The organism is Sulfitobacter sp. (assembly GCF_036961165.1).
In the GTDB taxonomy this organism is placed as follows: domain Bacteria; phylum Pseudomonadota; class Alphaproteobacteria; order Rhodobacterales; family Rhodobacteraceae; genus Sulfitobacter.
In genome coordinates this window covers 42,996-62,100 of record NZ_JBALVJ010000013.1, presented here as the reverse complement: position 1 = coordinate 62,100, position 19,105 = coordinate 42,996, and the positions used below count along the sequence as shown (strand labels likewise).

Sequence of the window (19,105 nt, the reverse complement as noted above, 5' to 3'; positions counted from 1 at the left end):
AAGGGGAATGTGCGGCCAAACTTCCCCTGCGTAAAGTAGGGGATTCCTTACCTATTAGTTAACTTCCGCATCCTGTTAGATATCCAAAACAAAAATCTGGTTGGAAAACGCAGCTTTCATAACGGCTTGGGCTGTGGTTTCAACATCCAAGGCGTCACGCGCAAGACGCAGGTGTTTCTCAACCGTTGCCGATGTGAGGCCTATAATCTGGGCAATATCTTGCGTCGTCTTGCCATCACCGACCCATTCAAGGACTTCGCGCTGCCGTGAGGTCAGCGTACGGTTTGGCGCTGTGTAGGGCAGGGTGAGTATCTTAAGGTGCACAATATTGTTCATCAGCGTGATGTCTGCGCCATAAACACTCCAGATCTCATCAACAGCAGCTTGATCCATGTCAGGCCGCGCAGTCAACGCAATCGCGCCTTTCGAGCGCGCAGAGATTGATTTGAAGCTTATAGAGTAACCCGCCGTCACGCCCATATCACGGTTGAACTCCAGCACTCTGCGTTCAGGGGCGCTGAGCGTTTTGGTCCGGTCCATGTCAGCCAACAAACGCCAGCTTTTGGCGCCTTCGTTTTCAAGCGCCCAATGCACCATCGGGGCGTGAAAATAATGTCCTTCGTCCAGAAAGACCTTCGTGTAGTCAGCCGAATGGTTCGTCAGGACAATAAAATCGCTTTTATCGCCAAGGGATGTGGCTGTCCGGTAGCGGGTAAAGCCGTACAGCAACCTGTCAAAGCCGAACTCGGCCATCTTGGCCACATGCCGTTCCCAGAGCGTTTCAATGCTCTTGCTGTCAGCAATTTTCAGCAAATAATCCCGCAGGTTCATGACGGGACCAGCCGATCCGCAAGCGCATCCAGCGCCATAAGGTAGCCGCGCGGACCAAAGCCGCAAATTTGTCCTATGGCTACTTTTGACAGGTAGGACACATGACGAAAAGCCTGGCGGGCGTGAATATTGCTCAGGTGTACTTCGACCATCGGCAGCTCAACCGAAGCAACAGCGTCCATCAGGGCGATCGAGGTGTGGGTATAGGCGCCGGCATTAATGACCAGTGCAGCGTGCGTACCTTTTGCTGCGTGAATCGCATCAATCAACGCACCTTCATGATTTGATTGCACAAACGATATTTCAAGACCCAACTTAGATGCATGAGCGGTACAAGACGCCTCGATATCCGCCAGCGTGGTGCTGCCGTAGACCTCTGGCTGGCGCTGTCCAAGCAGGTTGAGGTTAGGTCCGTTCAAGACAAGTACCGAAGACATAATTTTTCCAGATGCACAATGTTTGGAAAAACATGCCAGGCTCCACACCGTCTGTCCAGTGTTGAGCCGGTTTTGAACAAGAAACACGGCCATTTCGCCGATCACTGTGTGGTGTCAACCGGACGAAAAATCTCATGATGACCGATATGGCCGCTGAGGAGAAAATCTTTTGGATGGTATTGTTATAGTGTGGCCGCTGGCTGACCGTCAACGCGCCGAGCAAGTTGAGGTTATGGGAAGCCGAAATTACGCAAGCAAAGGTTAGCGACTTCATTCAACATGAGTCGGGTGGTCGGCCGCGTATCAGATCGGTGAAAGAACTCATTGGCAGGAATGAAGTTGAGCGAAGGGCAAACGATGCTCAAAGGAAGGACGGGTCAACATCGCGGAGTATAATTTAGGTACGTCAACACCATACGGGCCATTTCTAAGTTATCTTAGTCAATAGGTATATTACATAATACTGATTATGCACATTAAGGGTGCACGTTTATTTACCCCTGAATACCTGCTCCCCATGGATTGCGCATTGACCTTCATGCACGGGTTATGAAACCTGAGACCACCCTCAATTTTGTACTGGAGCTTGTCCATGGATCGCGCTGTTATCGTTCATCAGAACTTCTTACGGCGGCTTGCCGAGAATGATCTGCCAGATGGCCCGATGCCCGACCCCTCGATCGCACCAGCCAGGTTGGTCGAGATCTACCGCAGTCAGGTGCTGAGCCGTCAGTTGGATCGCACCAGCCGTGTCATGCAATCTCAGGGCAAAGGATTCTATACCATTGGATCTTCGGGCCACGAAGGTATGGCTGCTGTGGCCGAGGCATTGCGTCCCACGGACATGGCCTTCTTGCATTATCGCGATGCAGCGTTCCAAATTCAGCGCAGTATGCAGGTTCCGGGGCAAAGCCCGGTCTGGGACATGCTGATGAGCTTTCGCACCGCCAAGGCCGATCCGATCTCGGGCGGTCGTCACAAGGTTCTGGGCTCACGTGCGCTCAGCATCCCGCCGCAAACCTCTACAATCGCGAGCCATTTGCCGAAAGCTGTGGGTGCTGCTTATTCGGTTGGCCTAGCGCGTCGCAGCGCGCCAGAGCATCAGTGCCTGCCGGACGACAGCATTGTGATGTGCAGCTTCGGCGATGCGTCGTCGAACCATTCCACGGCTCAAGGTGCGATCAATACGGCCTGTTGGACTAGCTTTCAGTCGGTGCCGATGCCGCTTCTTTTTGTATGCGAAGACAATGGCATAGGGATTTCTGTTCCCACGCCACGTGGCTGGGTTGCAGCGAATTTTTCGAACCGTCCGGGCCTGAAGTATTTCACCTGTAACGGATTGGATATGGCAGAGACGCTGACTGTCTCGCAAGCGGCTGCAGACTATGTCCGCCGGACCCGCAAGCCTGCGTTCCTGCATATCTCTACAGTGCGCCTGTATGGTCATGCTGGATCGGACGTCGAAATGACGTACCGCGACAAAGCATCAATCGAGGCATCCGAGGCGAACGATCCGCTGCTACATTCCGCGCGTATCTTGCGTGATATTAACGTGAAGTCGGCTGCGCAGTCGATTGAAATATATAATGAAATTGAAGCAACCTGCACTCGTGTTTCAGTTGAGGTGATGCAGCATACGGCCCTTAGCACTGCCGCAGAGGTGATGGAGAGTATCATACCCCCTGCCCGCAGTTGCACGCCCTCCAACGGACCGTCTGCCACGCGCCGCACAGAGGTTTTAGGAAATGATATCAAGCAGATGTCAGACCCGCAGCCGATGAACCGCCTGATTGGCTGGGCTTTGAGCGATCTGATGCTCGAGTATCCCGAAATTATCGTGGCTGGAGAAGATGTTGGCCGCAAAGGTGGCGTCTATGGCGTAACGCAGAAGCTCCAAAACCGCTTTGGTCAGGACCGCGTGATTGACACCTTGCTGGATGAGCAGTCCATTCTGGGGCTTGCAATTGGTATGGCGCACAACGGCTTTGTTCCCGTTCCCGAAATACAATTTCTTGCTTATTTGCACAACGCCGAAGACCAGCTGCGCGGCGAAGCGGCTACGCTGAGCTTTTTCTCGGACGGTCAATATACAAACCCGATGGTGCTGCGCATTGCTGGGCTTGGATATCAAAAAGGTTTTGGCGGACACTTCCACAATGACAACTCGCTTGCTGTGCTGCGCGATATTCCGGGTATCATTATCGCCTGCCCGTCGAACGGTGCTGATGCTGCGATGATGCTGCGCGAGTCCGTGCGCCTTGCCCGTGAAGAGCAACGTGTCGTGGTGTTTGTCGAACCGATTGCGCTGTATCCGATGCGCGATCTGGATGAAGCTGGCGATGGAGCATGGCTGACCTCATATCCCGCACCGGACCGCCGTATCCCGTTGGGTGAAATTGCTGTGGCTGGTGGTGGTACCGATCTGGCTATCGTAAGCTATGCCAACGGCTACTACCTCTCAACACAGGCGCGTAAGGCATTGACGGATAGGGAAATAGACACGCGTGTGATTGACATGCGCTGGCTTGCTCCGCTGCCGGCCGAAGCAATCCTTGAAGCCACGAAAGACTGCAAGAACGTGCTGATCGTGGATGAATGTCGCCGTACAGGCAGCCAGTCAGAAGAGCTGATGGCGCTCTTTGTCGAGGCTGGACACAGGCGCGTGGCCCGCGTCACTGCCGAGGATAGCTTTATCGCGACGGGGCCGGCCTATGCGGCCACCCTGCCCTCAACCGAAAGCATCATTGCAGCGGCAACTGCACTGGTGGCATCATGACCCGCCCGACAGCCGTCATCATTTGCCCCGGACGAGGCACTTATAACAAAGCCGAGCTTAGCACGTTGGCCCGCACATATCCGGACCATCCGCTGATTGCAGAATGGGACGCGATGCGCGCAGCCGAAGGGCAGGAAACTCTGACCGCGCTCGACAGTGCGGAAACATTCTCTCCCGGACGGCATACGACAGGCGAAAATGCCTCTCCGCTCATCTACGCCGCCAGCTATCTGGATGCACAGGCAGCGTATGAAACTCACGACATTTGCGCTGTGACAGGGAATTCTCTGGGCTGGTACATCGCGCTTGCTGCGGGTGGCGGCGCGGATGCATCGAACGGTATGCGTATCGTCAACACCATGGGCACGCTTATGCACCAGCACGGCAAAGGCGGGCAGGTTCTTTATCCGTTTGTTGACGCGAACTGGCAGGCGATCCCGGACGAAGAGACCCGCCTGATGGCGCTGATTACCCAGATTGACGCCAAACCGGACCACAGCCTTGCGCTTTCCATCCATCTGGGTGGCATGCTTGTGGTGGCGGGAAATGAGGCCGGGCTGAGCGCCTTTGAACAAGCGACAGCAGGAGACGACGGCCGCGCGCCTTTGCGCCTGCCCAACCATGCCGCGTTCCACACAGGTATGATGGAGGATGTAGCTAAAATGGGACGGACCGCCCTGCCCCAAAAACTGTTTGCCGATCCCCACACCGCGCTGATCGATGGTCGGGGTCATGTGTGGCAGCCCGCGGCCGCTGACCTGAGCGCCTTGCGCAGTTACACGCTGGGCCACCAGATCAGCGAGACCTATGATTTCACTGCGGCTATCCGCGCCGCCGCGCGTAACTTTGCCCCTGATCGGTTCATCATCACCGGGCCGGGAACGACTTTGGGAAGTGCTGTGTCGCAGGCGCTGATCAGCATCAAATGGAAGGGCATTGACAGCAAGGACGCGTTCCAAGCGCGCCAAGCGTCTGATCCGCTGGTGATCAGCATGGGACGTGCGGACCAGAGGGCGCTTGCGCTCTGACCCCGCGCCAGAAGGTTAGCCTAAAGCGTAGCCTGTGCCTCGGACGGTGCGGATCGGATCGGTACCGCCCTTGGCTGACAGCGCCTTGCGCAGGCGCGCGATGTGCACGTCAACGGTGCGCGTATCGACATAGATGTCACGGCCCCAAACCAGATCAAGAAGCTGGTCCCGGCTAAACACCCTGCCCGGTTTTTCCATCAACACCACCAACAAGCGGAATTCGGTTGGCCCCAGCTTGATCTCATCGTCGGCGCGGGTCACGCGGTGCGTATCAGCGTTGAGCGTGATGTCATCGTAGCTCAGCACCTCACCTGACGCAGCGGGACGCACGCGCCGTAGCTGGTTGCGCACCCGGGCCATCAGCTCTTTCAGGTTGTAAGGCTTGATCACATAGTCATCGGCGCCTGTATCAAGGCCACGCACCGCGTCCACCTCTTCCGAGCGCGCGCTGAGCATGATCACGGGGATTTCGCGGGTCTCGGCGCGGGTTTTCACACGGCGGCAAACCTCGATACCCGACAGCAGCGGCATCATCCAATCCAGAATAATGATATCTGGTGCTGCCTCGTCGATCAGCATCATGGCTTCTTCACCATTCTCCGCGCGGCGTACGGCATAACCTTCGGATTCCAGATTATAGGCCAACACTTCGCGCTGCGCCGGCTCGTCTTCTACCAGCAACACCTGCATTCGGGTCGTAGACATCTGCTTTATCCCCTAGTGCTGACCGAGGTGTCATCCGCCTTGGGCCGTGCCTCATCGGGATGCGCGCCGGTGACCAGATAGATCACTTGCTCTGCCATCGATGTACAATGGTCTCCCATCCGTTCAACGTTTTTGGCAATGAAATGCAGATGCATACAGGCGGTGATGTTACGCGGATCTTCCATCATGTAGGTCAGGAATTCGCGGAACAGGGCGTTGTACATCTGATCCAGATCCTCATCGCGCGCGATGATCTCGGCGGCAAGAGTTGCATCGCGGCGGATGTAGGCGTCCAGGGCGTCCTTGAGCATTTCTTCGGCCAGCCGCGCCATCCGCCTGATCGCGCCTGTGCTGTCGCTTACCGGCGGCATCTTGGACAGAACGCTGGTACGTTTCGCCATGTTCTTGGCATAGTCGCCGATCCGCTCCAGATTAGCCGAGATTTTCATAACGCTGAGGATCATGCGCAAGTCAATCGCAGCAGGTGCACGCAGGGCGATCACGCGGGCGGCGTTTTCGTTGATCTGCGCTTCGAGCACGTCAATCTGCTTGTCCGCCGCGCGGACCTTTTCGGCCAGATCTTCGTCGCGGGTCTCTAGGCTGGTGGCTGCCTGACGGATCGCATCTTCGACCAGCCCGCCCATTTTCATGATTTGCGCTTGTATCTTTTCAAGGTCGCGGTCAAAGGCGGAGACGATATGGTTCTGTTTTTCCATTGGATTAACCGATCCTTCCAGTGATATAGCTCTCGGTGCGCGGGTCTTCGGGAGTGGTGAAAATCTTGTCCGTGTCGCCGAACTCCACCAAATGGCCAAGATGGAAGAAAGCGGTACGTTGGCTCACACGTGCGGCCTGCTGCATGGAGTGGGTGACGATCACCACCGAGTAGTTCTGGCGCAGCTCATCGATCAGCTCTTCCACCTGCGCGGTGGCAATTGGATCGAGGGCCGAGCATGGCTCGTCCATCAACAGCACCTCAGGTTCGGTCGCCACAGCGCGCGCGATGCACAGACGCTGCTGCTGGCCACCCGACAGGCCTGTGCCGGGGGCGTGAAGGCGGTCCTTGACTTCGTTCCAGATCGCACCGCGGCGCAGAGCCCGCTCGACGATCTCGTCCAGCTCGGATTTGTTGCGGGCCAGCCCGTGGATACGTGGACCGTAGGCTACGTTATCATAGATCGACTTGGGGAACGGGTTCGGCTTTTGGAACACCATGCCAACCTTGGCGCGCAGCTGTACCGGATCGACGGAAGGATCATAGATGTCCTCACCGTCAATCAGGATCTTGCCTTCGACGCGGCAGATATCAATCGTGTCGTTCATCCGGTTGATGCAGCGTAGGAAGGTGGATTTACCACAGCCCGACGGCCCGATAAACGCAGTGACGGTCTTGTCCTCGATCTCGACGTTGACGTCTTTGATCGCGTGGTTGTCACCGTAATAGACCTGCACGCCTGTGGCGGAAATTTTGGATTTATTGGCCACATGTGCCTCCAGAGTTTGTGTGTTGTCTCGCATGATCCAGCCCCTTACCAGCGCCGCTCGAACCGGCGGCGTAGCATGACCGCGACGAAGTTCATTGTAATCAGGAACACCAGCAGGATGATGATTCCACCCCACGCGCGCTCATAAAAAGCAGGGTCCGCGCGTTTTGCCCATTCGTAGATTTGTGCCGGCATGGCCGAATTCGGGCTAAGTAGCCCTTCCCCAATGCTTTCGGGGCCGTTGGAGGCGATAAAGCCCACCATCCCGATCAGCAGCAGCGGTGCTGTTTCTCCCAGAGCCTGCGCCAGACCGATGATCGTGCCGGTCAGAATGCCGGGGGCGGCCAACGGCAGCACGTGATGAAAGACCGATTGCATCTTAGATGCGCCCACACCCAGCGCCGCATCGCGGATCGATGGCGGCACGGATTTAAGCGAGGCGCGGGTCGAAATGATGATGGTTGGCAGGGTCATCAGCGTGAGGACCAAACCACCCACCAGCGGGGCCGAGTTTGGCAGATGCATATAGTTGATAAACACGGCGAGGCCGAGAATACCAAAGACGATCGACGGCACAGCCGCAAGGTTCGAGATATTGACCTCGATAATATCGGTGATCCAGTTTTTAGGCGCGAATTCTTCCAGATAGATCGACGCCGCGACCCCGATCGGCAACGCCAGCGCCAAAACGACCAGCATCATCGCCAACGAACCGACCATAGATACACCAAAACCCGCTGCCTCTGGCCTTGCATCTGAGCTGTCAGCACCGGTGATAAAGGCCAGATTGAACTTCTTTTCCAGCACCCCTGCTGCGCGCAGTTGGTCAACAAGATCAAGCTGTTCCGCGTTGATGTTCTTGTCATTGGTGATGCTCGCGCGGGTCACGCGGTCTTTTAGGTAGCCGTCGACCCGACCGGAAGCAAGAAAATCGAACGTGACCGTCTGCCCGATGAGTGTGGGGTCCGCCAGTACTGCATCGCGCATCTGCGCCTCGGCACCTTTGGAGAGTATGTCAGACATGGCCTTGGGCTTAAGGTCAGAGGTGATCTGGGTGGTTGCGACCAGCGTCTCGAACGCGTCCACCAACAGCGGTTTATACCCGAAGGTTGATACCTTTTTGATGTCCTCAATATTGCGGTTGCCCTTTTTGTCGATCTTGGCGGCATCCAGCGTTACATCAAGCGTCAGGTAGGTCTGCTGGAATGCGCCTGTGCCGCGGCTGAAGATCGTGGTGAGCAGCACCATAAGCATCAGCACACCAATCCCGATGGCCAGCAGCCCGTAGGCCTTAAAACGGGCCTCGGCGCGGTTGCGCTTTACCGTGCGCGCGTCTTGTTTCAAAAGTGATGAGTGGGTGGCATCGGTCATTCGTATTGCTCCCGGTATTTACGCACGATGTAGAGGGCGATGACGTTCAACCCCAGTGTCAGAACAAACAGAGTGAGCCCCAGCGCAAAGGCCACCAGCGTCTCCGGGCTGGCAAAATCTGTGTCGCCGGTCAACTGGCTTACGATGCGGGTGGTGATGGTGGTCATTGCCTCGAAAGGGTTGCCGGAGAAGCGCGCAATCGCCCCTGCCCCCAGCACCACAATCATCGTTTCGCCAATTGCGCGGGAAGCAGCCAACAGGATCGCGCCTACTATGCCGGGCAGTGCTGCCGGCAGCACCACGTTGCGGATCGTCTCGGATGGTGTAGCGCCCAGCGCGTAAGATCCGTCACGCAAGCTTTGTGGGACGGCATTGATGATGTCGTCGCTCAGCGATGAAACGAAGGGGATCAGCATGATGCCCATGACCAACCCTGCGGTTATCACGGCCGTGGCGCCTGCCATTAACGGATCGCCGTTCCGCAGGCCTTCCATGCTCAGCACGCCGCCTGCGCCGAAGACATCCACCAGAAACGGCCCAACTGTCAGCAGTGCAAACAGACCGTAAACGATGGTAGGAATTCCGGCGAGGATTTCGAGCAACGGCTTGGCGGTAGCACGCAGCTTTGGTCCCGCATATTCGCTCAGATAGATCGCGGCAAACAGCCCGATCGGCACCGCCACCAGCAGCGCAATGATCGAGATATAGAGCGTGCCCCAAAGCAGCGGCAGGATCGATAACTCACTGTTACCACGGAAGTTTGGCGCCCAGCTGTCTCCTAAAAAGAAGTCCTGCCAGGGATGCTGTGAAAAGAAGTTCATTGTTTCAAAGAGCATCGATAGAACGATACCCACAGTGGTCAGGATAGCAAGCGAGGCGGCGATGATCAGCAGCGCAAGAATCCCCCGCTCAACCACATTGCGGGCGCGGAATTTCGGATCGGCGGCGCGTACGGCCAGTGCCAGGCCGACTAGCGCCAGCGCAATCACCACAGCTGCGCGGATCAGACCCCATCGCGCCTCAAGCGAACGTGTCCGCTCGGCGGCTGCCAGAACATAGGGTTCCACTTCGGAGCCCAGTGCAACGCCCACACCCGCAAGAGTGCTGCGCAGGCTGGAGGGATCATCGCGCAGCGCCTCGATGGCTTGCGCATCAAGAACCCCTTGGGCGACAGCTGTATCCAGCCCTTCCGCTACACGGTTCACATCGCTGAGCGCCAGCGAAACGGTGCCGCTGCTTTGCGTAACGTCGGCGGGGAGTATCGGCAGGACCGAATTCTGTATCAGCATTGGTTGAGCCAGCAACCAGATCACCAGTACGCCAAGCGCCGGAACGGCCGCAGACATCGCCGCTGTCATACCATAGTAGTTCGGCAGCGAGTGTAGACGCCGTGCGTCGCCCCCTGCCCGCGCCATGGCCCTACCGCGCGCCAGTACATATCCCGCAATAGCGACCGCGATTACGATCAGCGTCAATGTCATCGGATTTTGGAGAAACGAAAAGGGCATAAAGTCTCCGCCGTAGGGGCGCCAAAGGTGAGGGGCCGCTTTATGAAAGCAGCCCCTCGGTCAATATTTCATCCGAACGTGCCGATCAGGAACCGCTGCCAATGACGGCTTCGTTCATCACCGCGTCCTGAGTGTTGGTCAATTCAGGATCAGATACCAGACCGTATTCGGCCAGTGGGCCATCTGGGCCGGCAATCTCATCGGCGACGAAGAATTCGGCGAATTCCTTAAGGCCGGGGATCACGCCGATGTGGGCTTTCTTGACGTAGAAGAACAGTGGGCGGGACACAGGGTATTCGCCGGTCGAGATGCTTTCAGTCGACGGTGCAATTCCGGACATAGTGGCGACTTGTAGCTTGTCTGTGTTGTTCTCGTAGAAGGCCAGACCAAATACGCCGATGCCGTCTTTGTTGCTCTCGATGCGGGCCAGCGTTTCTGTGTAGTCACCGTCGATGTCTACGGATTTGCCATCCGTGCGCAGCGCGATGCAGGCTTTCTCGGCGGCTTTCTTGTCGTCTTCCTTAGATGCTTTGAAAACTTCGAAGTCGCCTGTTTCTTCACAACCTTCGAGGATCACTTTGTCTTCGAAAACTTCGCGTGTGCCGTGCTTTGTACCCGGTACGAACGCTTGGATCGGTTGGGCTGGGAACGCAGGGTTTACTTCGTTCCACATTGTGTACGGGTTGTCGACGACCTTGCCATCTACCACAACTTTGGCGGACAGGGCTTTGTACCAGTCAACAGGTGTGAATTCGAAAGAGTTGCCGTCGATGTCGGATGCGAAAACAATCCCGTCATAGCCGATGCGGACTTCGATGATGTCCGTCACGCCGTTTTCAGCGCAGGCTTTGATCTCATTTTTGCGGATCTGGCGGGACGCATTTGCGATGTCGATAGTGTTTTCGCCAACACCTTCGCAGAAACGCTTGAGACCCGCAGATGAGCCACCGGATTCAACGACTGGTGTGGGGAAGTCAAAGTTTTCGCCAAATGCTTCGGCTACGATGGATGCATAAGGCAGCACAGTGGAGGAACCCGCCACCTGAACCTGATCGCGTGCAGCGGCAGCAGTTGCAGATACGGCGGCAATGGCCAGCGCGGAAGTTGTGAGTTTTGCGAAAGACATAGTGTCTCCTGTCAACAGTCGGTTGCAATCACCCCAATGGTGATAATGACCCCGACCTAAGCCTGCGTTGCTAACCTTTTGTGACAGGTTCGTTACAGTTTTATGACAACCGGCTTTTTGCTGTCATAATTCTTGTAACGCTCTCTACTCAAGCGGCAAAAACACCTTGAATTCAGATCCCTGCCCAAGGGTGGAAGTGATTTTTATGCGCGCGCGGTGGCGGTTGAGAATGTGCTTCACAATGGCCAGCCCCAGTCCCGTGCCGCCCAGTTCTCGGCTGCGGTGTTCATCGGCGCGGTAGAATCGTTCTGTCAGACGTGGCAAATGCTGTGGAGAGATGCCTAGGCCTTCGTCACGCACACTCAGGACCAGCCCCCGCGCCCGCAGCGCATCGATATGCGCTTCTATCCGCAACGAGACGTAGACCCGCTTGCCTTTGCCCCCGTATTTGATCGCGTTCTCGATGAGGTTGGTACAAACCTGCACCAGTTGGTCGCGGTCTGCCCGCATCATCACAGGCTCAGACGGAAGATCCGGCACCAAAACCACGTCTGCTTGTGTGGCTAACAGCGTGAGATTACGCAGGGTCGTTGCGACGACGCTGGCCACATCAATCTCTGCGTCGGGTCGCACGCGTTCTTCTGCTTCCACCCGGCTGAGCGAAAGCAGATCATCGACAAGCCGGTTCATCCGCTCTGTCTCATTGCCCATGATTTCAAGAAACCGCGTGCGCGCTTTGGCATCGTCACGCGCCGCCCCGCGCAGGGTCTCGATAAACCCCATGAGCGCCGTGAGCGGTGTGCGTAGCTCATGGCTCACGTTGGCGATAAAGTCGCGGCGCATCTGGCCTGCAGCCGTCACAGCGGTAATGTCCTGAAACGATAAAAGTGCGATGCCGGTCTTGCCCACCGGACTGACGGACACGGTATAGGTCGTGTCCGTCCCGTTCTCGCGTGTCAGAAATTCGGCTGTGGCTTGTGATCCGTCAGCAAGGCACTTCTCGACCGCTTCAACCACCGACGGTTGACGCAGCACGGTGATGAAATGCCGCCCCTGCGCCGGCATCCCCAGTAGGTGCTGCGCAGCATCATTAAGCGTGATAATCTGCTCTGACTGGGCGATGGCCAATGCCGGCATTGGTAGTGCTGCGATAACCACGCTCACGGGCAGTGGCGTTGTCACCGGATCAGACTTCTTTTAGGTCGGAGGCGAAACGCGCGGCGTTTTGTTGGTAGTGCACCGCACTTGCGGTCAATGCCTGAATGGCTTTTTCGTCGAGTGATCTTACAACCTTACCCGGTGCGCCCATCACGAGGCTGCCGTCAGGGATGACTTTGTTCTCGGTGATAAGCGCCCCTGCCCCGATTAAGCAGTTTTTGCCGATCTTGGCGCCGTTCAGGATGGTCGCACCCATCCCGATCAGCGAATTGTCGTTTATCGTGCAGCCGTGCAGCATGACCTTGTGACCGATGGTGCAGTTCTTGCCAATCGTCAGAGGAAAGCCAAGATCCGTATGGAACACGCAATTTTCCTGCACGTTTGATCCGACCCCCACTGTGATCAGCTCATTGTCGCCACGCAGCGTGCAGCCGAACCACACCGAGGATTTCTCCTCCAGCACGACATTCCCGATGACATTTGCATCAGGGGCAACCCATGCGTCAGTGGCAATTTCCGGGGTCTTGTCGGCAAGGGCGTAAATGGTCATGTCAAATCCTCGAATTCAGATTGCAGGCGGCGCGCGATGGCGCTCAACTCAGGCTGTTGCGTCCGTTTGAGCCGCTCTGCGGTGATGATGGTTTTTAACTTTTCTTCGGTTGTGTCCAGATCGTCATTCACCAGCACATAGTCATAGCCGTCCCAGTGGCTAATCTCGTCCCAGCTTTTTTGCATGCGCTTGGCGATGGTTTCTGCGTCGTCCTGACCGCGGTTTACCAGCCTGCGGTGCAACTCACTGATGGAGGGCGGCAGAATGAAGATCGACAGGGTGTAAAGACCCAGCGGAGAGTTGCGGATTTGCTGCGCGCCTTGCCAGTCGATGTCAAACAGCACGTCATTGCCGGCGTTGATCCCCTTTTCGACTGGCCCCTTGGGGGAACCATAGAAGTTTCCGAAGACGTGGGCGTGCTCAAGCATTTCGCCATCCGACACCCATTTTCGAAAGGTCTCTTCGTTCACGAAAAGATAATCCTTACCATCCACTTCACCTTCGCGCGGCAGGCGCGTGGTGGCAGACACGGAAAAGCTCAGAGTGTCGTCCCAAACCATCAACCGCTTGGCTAGGGTGGATTTCCCCGCGCCCGAGGGCGAGGACAGGATGATCAGAAGGCCGCGTCGGTCGGTCATAGCTTACTCCACATTCTGTACTTGTTCACGCAACTGGTCGATGACCGCTTTTAGGGCCAGCCCCACACGTGTCAGGTCGCTGTTTTGCGACTTGGCACACAGTGTATTGGCCTCACGGTTGAATTCCTGCATCAGGAAATCAAGCTTGCGGCCCACGGGACCATCACCTGCCAATAGCGTCTCGGCTGCTGTCACGTGCGCGGCCAGCCTGTCAATTTCTTCGGTAATGTCGGCCTTGACCGCGATCAGCGCCAGCTCAGCTGCAATGCGATCAGGCTCTATCCCGTCAACGTTGTCCATGACCCGCGCCAGATTGCGGCGCATGATCTCTTCGGTCTGCGCGCTTCGGGCCAGTGCCAGTTCGGCGGCCTCTGCCGTCAGCGTGCTGATCTGGGCAAGCTGGTCGCGCAAAATGCGCTCCAATGCGGCCCCTTCGGAAGTGCGCATCGCGTTGAAATCGGCCAGCACGCTGTCAAATTCGGTCAACAGGGATTTTGCCAATGCTTCGTTGTCATCTTGGGTTGCGGCCGGCTCAAGCACGCCGCGCATTGTGACGATATCGGTGGCTTTTGATGGCGCAAGCGAGATGCCGGCATCCATCGCGGCGGCCTCGATCCGTCCGAGTGCATCCAGAACGGTGGTAAGCTGGGCTTCGTTCACAGCCAGACTGCCACTGCCTTCTTCGCGGTTAACGCGCAGGCCCAATGTCACGTTGCCCCGCGCCACACCCGCGGCCAATGCAGTGCGCAGGCCGGCCTCAAGCCCCGGAATCCAATCAGGCATGCGAATGCGCAGATCAAGCCCCTTGCCGTTGACCGCACGCAGCTCCCAGCCCCAGCTATGTGGTGCTAGTGAGCCGCTTTTTGCGGCAAAACCTGTCATTGACCTGATCATCTGCGCGCACCTTCTAAATAATACCTAGGTCCGGAATAGGTTTTTTTTCCCCTTATCTGCAAGCCCCATCCTGCCGATATACAGCTTGTGCAGAGAAAAGTGCCGTTAACCTATATGACTGAAATATGACCAATATGAGGCAAATGGTGCTAGTTTGCCTTAGTCGCAGATTGAGACACAGAACGTGTTAGTTGGTCTTTTTAGTCAGCTTATCGCGCTCAAGCGCGGAAATCCGCCGTTACCTGAATACACCCAGATCTAAATGAGAGCTTCAATGGACAACTCAACCAAAACCACGCAAAATGTTGTCACTATGTCTGACTATCAGCCACACAGTGGATATGCGCCTATCGCGATTGTCGAGGCCTATTGGGATGCGCTGCGGGCGGGTCGTGAAATGCCCAAGCGGGCAGAGATTGATCCGCGAGGCATCGAAAGCGCGCTGCCCTATGCCTTTATCCTTGAGCGGGTAGCGCCAGGTGTGGCGCGCATGCGCATTGCCGGCAGCCATCTGCATGACATCATGGGCATGGAAGCCCGTGGTATGCCCCTGACCTCTTTCTTTGAGCAAAATGCCCGAACCCGCGTGGCGGGACTGTTAGAGGAAGTATTCCAGACCCCCGGCACTGCCGAGGTGGCGATGCATTCCGCTGCCAGTCAGGGCCAACCGGCGCTTGATGCACGAATGATCCTACTGCCACTCAAGAGCGATCTGGGGGATGTGAGCCGTATTCTGGGCTGTATCGTTAGTCTTGGGGATCTGGGCGCTGTTCCGCGTCGGTTTGACCTGCGTGATATCAGCCTGCGCCCTTTGGGCAATGCTCAGACCACGCCACGAGTGGTGCAGCGTGAGGTGGCCGCTAAAGGGTTCGCCGAGGGACAAAAAGCCTTTAGGCGCGAAGACGGGAACAACCTGAAAAAGGGGCCACCATATTTGCGTCTGATCGTGTCGGACGAATAAGGGGCGGACAGGGCGCGAACGCCCTGCCCCATTTAGATTTAACCGACTTCTTTTGCCGCAGCTTTATCGCGGCGCGCAGACAGCTCTTCTGCCACCAGAAACGCCAGTTCCAAAGACTGGCTGGCGTTGAGGCGCGGGTCACAGGCGGTATGATAGCGGTCTGACAGATCCTCATCAGACACGGCACGTACGCCGCCGGTACATTCGGTTACGTCCTGTCCCGTCATCTCGAAATGGACGCCGCCGGGTACGGTGCCTTCGGCGCCATGCACGCCGAAGAATTCGCGCACTTCGCGCAGAACGCTTTCAAACGGACGTGTTTTGTAGCCAGTGGAGGACTTGATCGTGTTGCCGTGCATCGGGTCACAGGTCCAGACAACGTTGGCCCCCTCTTCGCGCACCGCTTTGATCAACCTTGGTAGGTGATCGCCCACCGCACCCGCACCAAAGCGCGCAATCAAAGTCAGACGGCCCTCTTCGTTCTGCGGGTTCAGCTTTTTCATCAGCTTCTTTAGGTCGTCGGCTTCCATCGTCGGGCCACACTTGAGGCCGATGGGGTTTTGCACACCTGAGGCGAACTCAACATGCGCGCCATCAGGTTGCCGCGTACGGTCCCCGATCCAAAGCATGTGGCCGGAGCCGGCCAACCATTTGCCTGTTTCGGCTTCCTGACGGCACAGCGCCTCTTCATATTCCAACAGCAGCGATTCATGGCTGGTGTAGAATTCAACCGATTGCAACGTGTGTGCGGTGTCGGATGTAACACCAGCCGCCGCCATGAAATCAAGCGTGTCGGAAATACGTGTCGCCACATCGCGATACTTTTCCGCCTTCTCACCATCGGTAAAGCTAAGCGTCCAGCCGTGTACCTTGTGCACATCCGCATAACCGCCGGTGGAGAATGCGCGCAGCAGGTTCAGCGTTGCGGCCGCCTGTGTGTAGGCGCGCATCATGTTCTCTGGGTTTGGCATACGTGCTTCAGGTGTGAAGGCCAGATCGTTGATGATGTCACCACGGTAGCTGGGCAGCTCCACCCCATCGATTGTTTCCATGTTGGCCGAGCGCGGCTTGGCGAATTGCCCCGCAATACGGCCCACTTTTATCACCGGCACTTTTGCGCCATATGTCAGCACCACTGCCATCTGCAGCATCACCTTGAAGGTGTCGCGGATCATGTCGGATGAGAACTGCTCGAAGCTTTCGGCGCAATCGCCGCCCTGCAACAAAAACGCCTCGCCACGGCCTACAGCAGCCAAATGCTTGCGCAGTCGTCGTGCCTCACCGGCAAAAACCAGAACCGGATATCGCGAGAGCTGCGCCTCTACCGCTTCCAGAGCTTGCTGGTCGGGGTAGTCTGGCATTTGAATCCGTGGCAGAGTACGCCAGCTTGATTTGCTCCAGTTGGTCATGTCGTGTCTCCGGTCGTTGGCGATTACGCGCTCTATGTTGGCGCAAACGCTGGTTCAGATGGTACCTATACAAAAACCGACCCACCGTGACCATAACCCATTTGTGCGCTTGACCTTAGTTTTATCCTCATGCCCTAGTGGCGCACTGAAATTACCGTAACCTTCCTAATCTGGGAGACGCCTATATGGCTAAAGCGCCGCACGCACAACGCATCCCTGAAAATCCAGACAAACCTCGCAGGTTCGTATTTGTGCTGTTGGATAACTTTAGCCTCCTGTGTTTTTCCACCGCGATCGAAAGTCTACGTATTGCCAATAGGATGGCCGGACGGCCCTTGTATGAATGGACACTGGTCGGCGAAGGCGGCGAGCAAGCAGCCTGCTCTGCCGGGACGGTGTTCCAGCTTGACCATGATCTGGTCGAAATGAACCGTGAAGACACCGTTTTGGTTTGCGGTGGCATCGATGTCCAAACAGCCACCACTAAAAAGGTGCTGTCATGGCTGCGCCGTGAAGCGCGCAAGGGTCTGATCATGGGCGGGCTTTGTACTGCGGCCTACTCACTGGCGAAGGCGGGTCTGCTCGACGGACGCCGGGCCACAATCCACTGGGAGAATCAGGACAGTTTCGGAGAAGAATTCGAGGACGTCACCCTGACCAAATCGGTCTTTGTGGTGGACCACAACCGGATGACAACCGCTGGCGGGACCTCTTCTATCGATCTGATGCTCAAAATTATTGCTGATGATCAGGGCGAGGATCTGGCAAACGCGGTTGCGGACCAGCTGATCTACAGTTCGATCCGAACTGATCAGGACACCCAGCGACTGTCTGTGCCTACCCGCATTGGTGTGCGTCACCCCAAGCTGAGCCAGGTCATCCAGATTATGGAGGTCAACATCGAAGAGCCGATCAGCCCTTCGATCCTTGCGCAGGACGTTGGCATGTCTACACGGCAGTTGGAGCGCCTGTTCCGCAGATATCTTAACCGCAGCCCCAAACGCTATTACATGGAGCTCCGCCTGCAAAAAGCGCGCAACCTGCTGATGCAGACAGATATGAGCGTGATCAACGTGGCGCTGGCCTGTGGTTTTGCGTCGCCGTCGCATTTCTCCAAATGCTACCGTGCGCATTATGACACCACTCCTTACCGCGAACGCGGCAGCCATGCGGCACGCCTTTCGATTTGAGGCTGTTTGGCCGGTTAGCCCTTATCTGCATCGTGCGGCGGGTCGGGCTTGTTCTGGCGGGAGTGGTTTTTAGCACCCCCTACCCTTTACGGTCTGCACCCTCATGCTGTGAAAGAAGGCCTAGACCAACACAATGGCGCAGAGGCTGCTAGCCCTTGCGCAAAACGGCCCTGTTTGTGGCGTGCTGGTCTATGATGAATGCTATTAAGGTTCGTCATCGTCAGACTGGCTGGTTTCTGTCTCGCTGGAGGACACCAAGGCAGTCCGTTTCAGTAGTTAATGGCGCGTTTGATCCGCAACTGGCCAAGGTGTTCTGTGCCGATCAGCGCCGCTGAAAGGGAACGGCGCTGCCTGATAAGGATCTACGTGATGGAGCCCGAACGCAGGGCCAAGGATTTCTTGGACGGTCCACCTGCCCACCTGCGCGCGCATCTCTATGGATCTAAGTGCCATGATCGCTGCCGACAGGCCTGAAACGCGGCACGAAGTGGTGATGGACCACGCCGAGTTGACTGCTTTGACGCTGCCTGCTCGGAAATGAGCCAGCGTGACGCTGTATCGCCTTGGCCGACGCGCTATGCTTATTATCTAATTCTCTCACTGCCTCTGATTTGGCAGTCCTCTGGCTCGACTGGCCCAGCTACCTTCCATAAATTGAAACCCAAAGTCTCCGCACTTACCGATCGTTGCAGGCTTGTGACGCGGTCGACGTCTCATCGTTGTTAGGTGACGTCGAGACCGCGCCCAATCCGGAGATACTTGCGCGCGCAATGCAAGCGGCGCAACCATTGCCATAGGCAATCACAGGCTTGCGTGATGTGTTGTGCGAAGAGGCGCTGGGCGCACCAATCTCACGGTCCTTGCCGCCCCTGAGCGGCGTTTTAGCGTTGTTCAATATGACGCTACGGCACTTTAAGTGATAAAAGGCAGGGTGGGCACCAAACGTACGCATCGCGCGACGATAACTCGTTTAAGGCGTCAAAATAAGGCGATTTAACTCAAAAAATCCACTTCTCTTTTGAGTGGACGCCGCATAGGC

The 19,105-nt window shown here is 56.7% G+C and carries 17 protein-coding genes; 4 read left to right on the top strand and 13 right to left on the bottom strand.

Translation table 11 applies throughout. From position 1 onward, the window contains the following. Window positions 1-75: 75 nt before the first annotated feature. Together V7730_RS08505 and aroQ are read right to left on the bottom strand one after the other, a co-directional pair. Window positions 76-831 (bottom strand): LuxR family transcriptional regulator, encoded by a 756-nt coding sequence (locus V7730_RS08505; protein WP_335747171.1) that lies wholly within the window; start codon window positions 829-831, stop codon window positions 76-78. Then, window positions 828-1,268, bottom strand: a complete 441-nt coding sequence (gene aroQ, locus V7730_RS08500; RefSeq protein WP_335747190.1) for a type II 3-dehydroquinate dehydratase — start codon at window positions 1,266-1,268, stop codon at window positions 828-830. Before aroQ ends, V7730_RS08505 begins: the two co-directional genes overlap by 4 nt. 592 nt (window positions 1,269-1,860) lie before the next feature. Here aroQ and V7730_RS08495 point away from each other — a divergent pair. Then, the gene (locus V7730_RS08495) at window positions 1,861-4,044 is read left to right on the top strand and encodes a dehydrogenase E1 component subunit alpha/beta (protein ID WP_335747170.1); all 2,184 of its coding nucleotides are present in this window, start codon (window positions 1,861-1,863) and stop codon (window positions 4,042-4,044) included. Then, window positions 4,041-5,072 carry an ACP S-malonyltransferase gene (locus V7730_RS08490; RefSeq protein WP_335747169.1) on the top strand — a complete coding sequence of 344 codons (1,032 nt, stop codon included), beginning with the start codon at window positions 4,041-4,043 and terminating at the stop codon, window positions 5,070-5,072. The genes V7730_RS08495 and V7730_RS08490 overlap by 4 nt, the downstream gene beginning before the upstream one ends. 15 nt (window positions 5,073-5,087) lie before the next feature. Here V7730_RS08490 and phoB read toward each other — a convergent pair whose 3' ends face one another. The 10 genes from phoB to V7730_RS08440 form a co-directional block, all read right to left on the bottom strand. Beyond that, window positions 5,088-5,777 carry a phosphate regulon transcriptional regulator PhoB gene (gene phoB, locus V7730_RS08485; protein ID WP_335747168.1) on the bottom strand — a complete coding sequence of 230 codons (690 nt, stop codon included), beginning with the start codon at window positions 5,775-5,777 and terminating at the stop codon, window positions 5,088-5,090. Between the two features lie 5 nt (window positions 5,778-5,782). Further along, the gene (gene phoU, locus V7730_RS08480; RefSeq protein WP_335747167.1) at window positions 5,783-6,493 is read right to left on the bottom strand and encodes a phosphate signaling complex protein PhoU; all 711 of its coding nucleotides are present in this window, start codon (window positions 6,491-6,493) and stop codon (window positions 5,783-5,785) included. Between the two features lie 4 nt (window positions 6,494-6,497). Next, window positions 6,498-7,295 (bottom strand): phosphate ABC transporter ATP-binding protein PstB, encoded by a 798-nt coding sequence (pstB, locus tag V7730_RS08475; RefSeq protein ID WP_335747166.1) that lies wholly within the window; start codon window positions 7,293-7,295, stop codon window positions 6,498-6,500. A gap of 11 nt (window positions 7,296-7,306) precedes the next feature. After that, window positions 7,307-8,632, bottom strand: a complete 1,326-nt coding sequence (gene pstA, locus V7730_RS08470) for a phosphate ABC transporter permease PstA (protein ID WP_335747165.1) — start codon at window positions 8,630-8,632, stop codon at window positions 7,307-7,309. Beyond that, the gene (pstC, locus tag V7730_RS08465) at window positions 8,629-10,140 is read right to left on the bottom strand and encodes a phosphate ABC transporter permease subunit PstC (RefSeq protein WP_335747164.1); all 1,512 of its coding nucleotides are present in this window, start codon (window positions 10,138-10,140) and stop codon (window positions 8,629-8,631) included. Before pstC ends, pstA begins: the two co-directional genes overlap by 4 nt. 85 nt (window positions 10,141-10,225) lie before the next feature. After that, window positions 10,226-11,266, bottom strand: a complete 1,041-nt coding sequence (locus tag V7730_RS08460) for a substrate-binding domain-containing protein (RefSeq protein WP_335747163.1) — start codon at window positions 11,264-11,266, stop codon at window positions 10,226-10,228. 144 nt (window positions 11,267-11,410) lie between these two features. Beyond that, complete coding sequence (locus tag V7730_RS08455) at window positions 11,411-12,403, bottom strand: ATP-binding protein (protein WP_335747189.1); 993 nt, start codon at window positions 12,401-12,403, stop codon at window positions 11,411-11,413. Between the two features lie 49 nt (window positions 12,404-12,452). After that, window positions 12,453-12,974 carry a gamma carbonic anhydrase family protein gene (locus V7730_RS08450; RefSeq protein ID WP_335747162.1) on the bottom strand — a complete coding sequence of 174 codons (522 nt, stop codon included), beginning with the start codon at window positions 12,972-12,974 and terminating at the stop codon, window positions 12,453-12,455. Then, the gene (gene gmk, locus V7730_RS08445; protein ID WP_335747161.1) at window positions 12,971-13,612 is read right to left on the bottom strand and encodes a guanylate kinase; all 642 of its coding nucleotides are present in this window, start codon (window positions 13,610-13,612) and stop codon (window positions 12,971-12,973) included. Before gmk ends, V7730_RS08450 begins: the two co-directional genes overlap by 4 nt. Window positions 13,613-13,615: 3 nt before the next feature. Beyond that, window positions 13,616-14,506, bottom strand: coding sequence for a YicC/YloC family endoribonuclease (locus tag V7730_RS08440; protein WP_335747160.1), 891 nt, complete (start codon window positions 14,504-14,506; stop codon window positions 13,616-13,618). A 274-nt stretch (window positions 14,507-14,780) separates the two neighbouring features. On the opposite strand from V7730_RS08440, the gene V7730_RS08435 reads away from it, so the two are divergent. Beyond that, on the top strand, window positions 14,781-15,467 hold the full coding sequence (locus V7730_RS08435) for a PAS domain-containing protein (protein ID WP_335747159.1): 687 nt from the start codon (window positions 14,781-14,783) through the stop codon (window positions 15,465-15,467). Window positions 15,468-15,505: 38 nt separating this feature from the next. On the opposite strand, the gene V7730_RS08430 is transcribed toward V7730_RS08435, so the two are convergent. Then, on the bottom strand, window positions 15,506-16,876 hold the full coding sequence (locus tag V7730_RS08430; RefSeq protein WP_335747158.1) for a class II 3-deoxy-7-phosphoheptulonate synthase: 1,371 nt from the start codon (window positions 16,874-16,876) through the stop codon (window positions 15,506-15,508). A gap of 185 nt (window positions 16,877-17,061) precedes the next feature. Here V7730_RS08430 and V7730_RS08425 point away from each other — a divergent pair, with 185 nt between their 5' ends. Next, window positions 17,062-18,066, top strand: coding sequence for a GlxA family transcriptional regulator (locus V7730_RS08425; protein ID WP_335747157.1), 1,005 nt, complete (start codon window positions 17,062-17,064; stop codon window positions 18,064-18,066). The last annotated feature ends 1,039 nt before the right edge of the window (window positions 18,067-19,105 follow it).